At 59.7% G+C, this 7,878-nt stretch carries 3 protein-coding genes; 2 read left to right on the top strand and 1 reads right to left on the bottom strand.

Annotated features, from left to right (window positions below; genetic code table 11):
• The first annotated feature begins 153 nt into the window (after positions 1–153).
• Both AAFO90_RS23315 and AAFO90_RS23310 read left to right on the top strand, forming a co-directional pair.
• Positions 154–5,427 carry an OmpA family protein gene (locus tag AAFO90_RS23315; RefSeq protein ID WP_347510965.1) on the top strand — a complete coding sequence of 1,758 codons (5,274 nt, stop codon included), beginning with the start codon at positions 154–156 and terminating at the stop codon, positions 5,425–5,427.
• A 72-nt stretch (positions 5,428–5,499) separates the two neighbouring features.
• Positions 5,500–5,880, top strand: a complete 381-nt coding sequence (locus tag AAFO90_RS23310; RefSeq protein ID WP_347510964.1) for a hypothetical protein — start codon at positions 5,500–5,502, stop codon at positions 5,878–5,880.
• A 584-nt stretch (positions 5,881–6,464) separates the two neighbouring features.
• Here AAFO90_RS23310 and AAFO90_RS23305 read toward each other — a convergent pair.
• Entirely contained in the window at positions 6,465–7,808 is a 1,344-nt protein-coding gene (locus tag AAFO90_RS23305; RefSeq protein WP_347510963.1) for a TadE/TadG family type IV pilus assembly protein, read from the bottom strand.
• Positions 7,809–7,878: the final 70 nt, after the last annotated feature.

The following is a 7,878-nucleotide window of genomic DNA, read 5'->3' as shown; positions in this document are numbered from 1 at the left end:
CTGGAAGTATAGGTATTCTTGGTCATGGCGTGATCTCCCTGGCGGTTGCTGCCGCCGGTTGGGTGGGTGGATGTTCACCCGGAGATTACGCCGCCTTCAAATTTCCACCAACTCCGAGACACGACCTTGCCTCCCGCCTCGCCGGAGCTGACGGTGACGAAGTCTGTGAGTTCGACGGATCTGACGGTTGCGGGCGGCGCCGGAGATACGGTCTGGAATCCGGGCGACACGATCACCTATGCGGTGGCGATCGAGAACACGGGCAACGTTGCGCTGGACACGGTTGAGCTGACGGATCCGCTTGCGAGCGGCTCGCCGGTGACGCTGACGGCGTCCGATGTGACCGTGACGGGCGAGGTGACGGCAGACGACGTTCTGGAGCCGGGCGAGACTTGGACCTACAGCTACGACTACGCGGTGACGCAGGCCGATATCGACGCGGGGCAGGTGCTGAACACCGCCGCGGTGACCGCCCAAGACCCCACGGATACGGATGTCACGGGGACCTCGGACGGCGACGGCAATCCCGCCCAGGACAGTGGGGAGGATGAGGATAGCGACCCGACGAACGATCCGCTGGTGCAGACTCTGGCCCCGTCGCCGGAGCTGACGGTTGTGAAGACGGAGACCTCCGGCAACACCGCCGAGGGTGACGCGCTTAGCTGGTCGATCGTGGTGACGAACGCGGGCAACGTGACGCTGAGCAGCGTGACGCTGTCCGATGACACGCTAACGCGGCTCGATGCGGAGTCGACGGAGCTGACACTGGGCAGCGGGCCGACGGCGGGCAGCTGGCCCGGCACGACGGGCGAGCTTGCCCCAGGTGAGAGCGTGACTTACACGGCCGACTACACTCTGACCCAGGCGGATATTGACGCGGGCGGTGTGAGCAACACGGCGGTTGCAACCGGCTCGAGCCCCTCGGGCACCGATGACGTGAGCGATACCTCGGGCACGGCGGTCGACAATGATACGCCGACCGTGGTGGACATTGAAGGCACAGCGTCGCTCAGCCTGGTGAAGACGGCACAGCTGCGCGATGACGACGGCACGGATGGTGTGAGCGCAGGCGACACCATTGCCTACAGCTTCACGGTGACAAACACCGGGACGCAGACCGTGACCGGTATCGCGCTGTCGGATGAGAAAGTGACCGTGTCCGGCGGTCCGATTGCGACGCTGGCGCCGGGTGCCAGCGACAGTGCAACCTTCACGGCGGTCTACACTCTGACGCAGGCGGATATCGACGCGGGCGGGGTGAGCAACACGGCGGTTGCGACCGGCTCGAGCCCCTCGGGCACCGATGACGTGAGCGATACCTCTGGCACGGCGGGCGACAATGACACGCCGACCGTGGTGGATCTTGGAGGCGCAGCGTCGATCAGCCTGGTGAAGACGGCGCAGCTGCGCGATGACGACGGCACGGATGGTGTGAGCGCAGGCGACACCATTGCCTACAGCTTCACGGTGACAAACACCGGGACGCAGACCGTGACCGATATCGCGCTGTCGGATGATAAGGTGACCGTGTCCGGCGGTCCGATTGCGACGCTGGCGCCGGGTGCGAGCGACAGTGCAACCTTCACGGCGGTCTACACTCTGACCCAGGCGGATATCGACGCGGGCGGGGTGAGCAACACGGCGGTTGCGACCGGCTCGAGCCCCTCGGGCACCGATGACGTGAGCGATACCTCGGGCACGGCGGGCGACAATGACACGCCGACCGTGGTGGACATTGAAGGCACAGCGTCGCTCAGCCTGGTGAAGACGGCACAGCTGCGCGATGACGATGGCACGGATGGTGTGAGCGTAGGCGACACCATTGCCTACAGCTTCACGGTGACAAACACCGGGACGCAGACCGTGACCGGTATCGCGCTGTCGGATGAGAAAGTGATTGTGTCCGGCGGTCCGATTGCGACGCTGGCGCCGGGTGCCAGCGACAGTGCAACCTTCACGGCGGTCTACACTCTGACGCAGGCGGATATCGACGCGGGCGGGGTGAGCAACACGGCGGTTGCGACCGGCTCGAGCCCCTCGGGCACCGATGACGTGAGCGATACCTCGGGCACGGCGGGCGACAATGACACGCCGACCGTGGTGGATCTTGGAGGCACAGTGTCGCTCAGCCTGGTGAAGACGGCACAGCTGCGCGATGACGACGGCACGGATGGTGTGAGCGCGGGCGACACCATTGCCTACAGCTTCACGGTGACGAACACCGGGACGCAGACCGTGACCGGTATCGCGCTGTCGGATGAGAAAGTGACCGTGTCCGGCGGTCCGATTGCGACGCTGGCGCCGGGTGCCAGCGACAGTGCAACCTTCACGGCGGTCTACACCCTGACGCAGGCGGATATCGACGCGGGCGGGGTGAGTAACACGGCGGTTGCGACCGGCTCGAGCCCCTCGGGCACCGATGACGTGAGCGATACCTCTGGCACGGCGGGCGACAATGACACGCCGACCGTGGTGGATCTTGAAGGCACAGCGTCGATCAATGGCGTGAAAACCGTGGTGCTGAGCTCTGATACGGACGCTTCAGGTGGCATGAGCGCCGGGGATGTCTTGACCTACACCATCACCGCAACAAACAGCGGCAACGTGACCCTGACAAATGTCGGCATTGAAAGTGACACTCTCAGCCGAGGGGTGACAAACCTGACGACGGTGACTGGTTTCTCCGCTTCGGATTTCACCCTAGTTCCGGAACACAGCGGTACGCTTGCCCCCGGTGAGTTTGCGTCCTTCACGGCAACCTATGTGTTGACCGAAGCGGATATCGATGCGGGCGGATTGTCGAACTCAGCCACGGTTTCCGGCACACCGCCGACCGGAGAGGCAGTGACAGACGTGACCGATGACGGGGTGACCGGCACCGGTGACGCGGGTGATGATCCGACGGTTTCCCTGCTTCAGCCTCTGGCGCGCAACGATGCCAGTTATGGCAATCAACTCGGCCAACCCGGAAAAGTCGCCGTGCTCGAAAATGACAGCTACGCTTCTGCCATGACACCGACCGTTATGTTGGTGACCGATGACGGGGCATTTGTCACGGAGATGACGGTGGCCGGAGAAGGTGTCTGGAAGGTCGGCGTCAACAACAAGATCCGCTTCACACCGGCGGCGGGCTATTTTGGCGACCCAACCGCGGTGGAATATGTCATCACCTCCTCGAATGTTCCGGTGTCGAATCCTGCCGAGGTCCTGATCGATTATCTTGGGGTGGCCACCTCTGACGATCTCGTGGCTGAAAACGATGAGATTGTTGGCCAGGATCCCAGCGGGCCAGTGACAGTGAATCCGCTTCTGAATGATGCGGATGGCAACGCAGGGCAACTGGTTGCCTCTTCCGTCCGTCTCCTTGATGACAACAACAACCCTGTTTCCAGCCTGACCGTACCTGGTGAGGGAAGCTGGTCGGTCGATACGCAAACCGGCGAGGTGACCTTTACGCCCGAACCTGGCTTCACCGGATCGAGCGCGAGTGTTCGCTATTATGTCGAGAACCTGGCAGGCATACCTCAGACGGCGGAGATCAGCATACTCTTCATCGACCCGCGGGGCGTCGTGTATGACACCGATACTCTCAGCCCGATTTCGGGGGTCTCGCTGCAGTTCGCGGATGCCACCGGTACGGTGCTGCCAGCCTCCTGCTTCCCAGCTGGGCAACAGCCCCAGACGACCGGAAGTGATGGCCGCTATCGGTTCGATTTGGCCGTCTCCTGTACCACGCTGGCAGGGCGGGAGTTCCAGATTCAGATCACCGGCGCGCCCGGCTATATGAGCGAGCCCGCGCCCGAGGGGCGTGAACAGGGAGTGCTGAATCCGGGCACACCGGCGACTGATGTGTACGAAGTTGTGCCCTATGACAGCGTACCGACAGCAGCGCAGACCCGGAAATACTTCACCAGATTCCTGATCGGTGCGAACTCGCGCCAGATCGTCAATAACCACATCCCCCTCGGGCGCCTGTTCAAGGAGATTGAGGAAGACCTGCTTCAGGTGCTGGAGGACGATCTTGCCGCGACCATGACGCAGCAGGGGCAGATCATGTCTGGCTATGCAAAGAACGCGCTGGCCCGGCTTAGGATGAATAGCCACACGGTCTGTGCAGCCGAGGTAGACCGGATCTTCAAGCGGCAGCCGGTGTCCTTTGCAACAGGCTCGGCAAAGCTGCCGAAAGAGGCCGACCAAACCCTTGATAGGGTCGCGCGGGTCATGGAACGCTGCGAAGAAATCGCTTTCGCTGTGCATGGCTACGTAGATCCCGCCTCCGGCCCGCGAGATGGTTACGACTTGAGCCAGGCACGCGCCAACAGCGTCATCGCGGGCCTGCGCCAGAGGGGCATCATCCGTGAGCGCCTGCAGGCCCTGCCTTTCCGGCTCCCGGGCGGCGAGGCCGGGACCGAGGGTGACACGGAAAACCGGATCAGAGTGGTTTCGTCAGGCCGTCTGATCACCGATGCCACCTGTGCGGACACCGTCACGACTGATGATGGCATGAATGTCGATATAAACGGTTCGAGCGGCAGCATTGATGGCAACTATTTGCAGGAGCGGCGAAATTGCGCGCGCGATGGCTGGACCATTCTATCGGGTAGCTTCAGCCACCTGCGCAACAGCAACGGCATGAACCAAAGTATGTTCCAGTTGTCCAAACGCAGCGAACGCTTCATAAGCGACGACCATTTGTCCGGGTGGTTCCTGGGCGCATACGCAACCTCAAATGATGTCTCCGGACTCGCCGATGGCACCATCCGTGGCTTTGGTCTGAATGCAGGTCTGTACGGAGCCAGACGCTTCGACAGCAATTTGTTCCTCGACTACTACTTTGGTGCGGCTGCCGGACGGCATCGGTTCGACCTTGCCTTCGGCCGGGTGGGCGGAGTGATATCTGCAACAGGTCACTACGACTATACGGCCCTGTTCATGGGGGTTGCCCTATCGGGGCAAACCCACCTGGGCAATTACCCGCTGACACCGCGGGTCGGGCTGGATGTGGCTTGGTCTCCGGGTGGCTCTGTGGAGGTAGCGGTCAGTCAGGGGGCCATCTCTGATGCCACCGGCCTTCGTCTATCCTCTGTCTCGGGGCTCAAGCTTTTCTCCGAGTTGCAGTTCGACGATCTTCTGCCCGGTCGCCCCGCGACGCTCATGGCTGCTCCCCGCCTGTTGTGCGAGCGGGCCATCGGCCAGCAGCACACCGAATGTGGGTATGGGTTGGATCTGCGCCTTGCACACGAGGTCGCAGCCAGCGCCAGCCGTTATGAACTGGCGCTGACTGGGGAACACACCCGCTCCCGCGACAGCTATGGTGTGTCGCTCTCCTTCACACAGGCGCTCGCGGCGGGCGCCCTCGAAGGAGCTGCGCGAGTGACGCAAGACGGTCGCCCTGGCGTTGGAATGGCGTACAACCTCGACTTCTAATCTGAAACGAGAGTTATGAGAGACACTCTGGAGCGGCAGAAATATAGCCGCTCCAGAACGTGAGCTGGAGGTTTGACGTTCGATTTCTGCCTAACAATAGGCAGGCTCCGCACTACGCGCGGCAACATTCCAGCCTGCATTGCAAAGGCACACCGCAACGCGCAACTCAAGTCGTACCTCTTCACGAGGATGGCGGCTTCGATCAGGTGGCTTGCCACGATTGCCCACAACGGCGGCGTGATGGATGGCAACCGCGCCATTGGCAGTTGGCGGCAACTGCTAAATCACGTGATGATTAAGTTCGCTTCCGTTATCAGCGATCATATACCATTCCCGAAGACCTTCGCAGTTCGCCTACGCCCCGCTGGAAAACAACACGAGGCCGTCATCACCGAAGTCGCAAGAAAACTCGTTGCAATCGTAAGCGCGCTCAACCAAGCAGGTCGAAAATGATCAGCTCAGACCGACTGAGGGCTAAAGTTGCTGATATGGTGAGAATGCCGAACGGCGGGGTTATACTTATCGTTTGGGTATTGGTTATATCCAAGGAATTAATTTTATCTCATAAGATACATTCCCTTATCAGACAAATTCTGGGACCATAAACTACTGGTATTTTGGCCCCCCAGTGCCGCTCATTTCAGCGGCAAGGAATGGAGTTTTTACATACCATTCAACCAAATGTTGCCAGTAGTGGGCTAGCTCACGGCAGCGAGCTGGCCCACATATCATGCGAAATTTACGTCATGTTTCTTTCCCAACTTGAAAATAGTTGTTCTAATGTAAGCCATAACGACTTCTCACATAGTGGTGGTTTTTAAGGGAGCAGGCCAGTTTGAACCTGTGATCAGGTGCAGTCGTTTGTTCGACGCGACGTAGATCGGGTTCAATTCGCTTACACACACTCTGAGGCGCATCTGCGTCAATGATGGTTCTACCGAACCAGTCTCGTGTTGGCTTTTGCGTTCCTCCGTCCTGCTCAAATTCCCGGCGACCCCCCATCGTTTACCTTTGACAAAGCCGACCAGTTAGACCTGTCATTCCCGCAAACTAATTTCGACGTGAGTCAAGATCTGCTGGCTATTGGTAGGTTCGCATCCCACTTGCAGGTTCGTATTGCCTGAAACAGAAATCCTATTCCCGATATACTGAACACAGGTCGATCCGGCAGAAGAGTTTCCCGAGAATGAAAATTCATCTTTTGGAAAATAGAAAACACCATCAATCTCCGACAGTGCGTTGCCGTTGAAGGTATGGGTCATCTGCGTGCCCCCACGCTGACCAACGAATAGGATGCCTGCCAGCTCTCCCGTGCGCGTAGCAGTCAAATGAAGCTCTGATGTGCCACTGATCGACGTCTCCGAGGAGGCCCCCAGAAGAAATGTCACGTTATCACCCGAGATGACGGAGTTTGCGCCCATGGTAAGGTCGCCGTTCTTGAAAATATATAGACCAGGATCAAAGGCCACGTTCCCCTGCAGCTTGACCGCACTGGAGAAACACTTGTACGGGTAGCCCGCTACCATGTTCGGCCCGGCCGAAATAACGGTATCGCTGAAGATGCCGCCGGCGGTGCAGTCGTAGATGAGGTTGGGATCGGGGATGTCTACCCCCTCGTAGGGATCTATGGTTCTTGGTTGCAGGGCGCGCGGTGCCGGACAGTCTGTCAACGTCAGGTTCGAGGTATAATCGACCCCTCCGACGGAATCGATGCAGCCTGCCTCAACCGTGACTGTACCGCCATTCATGTAGAATGCCCTGTCCGAGACAGAATTGACGGCCAGAGAACAGCCGTTGAAATAGGCAGTGGCGTTGCCGCTGATTTCGATGGCGCCATCTTCATCATCCGAAAGAGCCAAGGCGCATGCTATGACGTAGTCGCCACCGTATTGCACAACCGATCGAACCCTGATCGTCACAACCTCTGGCGACAAGAGTTTGGACAAGTAACGCGTTGCCTGATCGACGATCACGACTTCGACGTATCCTTGTTGACCCGCATATGGGCCGGTTGCCGGAGGTGTCGCATAGCTGAGCTGTGGGTAGCCCGTCGCAGAAAGGGACAAGCCGGATATCCTCTCCAGTGTCTGCGCGACGGTACTCGTCGGCATCCCCTGCACCAGATCGATAGCTGCCGAATAGGCTGCGGTATCCGCAACGTTTTGCAAAGTGGTTTTTCTGACCTGCCAGGCGCCATATTCGACAGCAAGGCCGACGATCCCGATGAGAAGTGGGAACAGGATTGCCAGAGGGATAGCAATGGCGCCCCGATCATCTGCCGCCAGTGTGCGGAGTAGGCCCCGAACACTAGTCATAGGAATGCGGGCGGGAATGTCCCGAACGATGTTGAAAAGCGTTTCGGGCGACGCTGCGGATTTCATGGTTATGCGGCTTGATCCAACGGGTCAACCAGCGCATCATTTTGTGGGTCGCGGTGTTTTTCCAATGCGG

This window comes from Phaeobacter sp. CAU 1743, from assembly GCF_039839315.1.
Classification (GTDB): Bacteria; Pseudomonadota; Alphaproteobacteria; order Rhodobacterales; family Rhodobacteraceae; genus Phycobacter; species Phycobacter gallaeciensis_A.
This window is presented reverse-complemented; position numbering and strand designations above follow the sequence as displayed.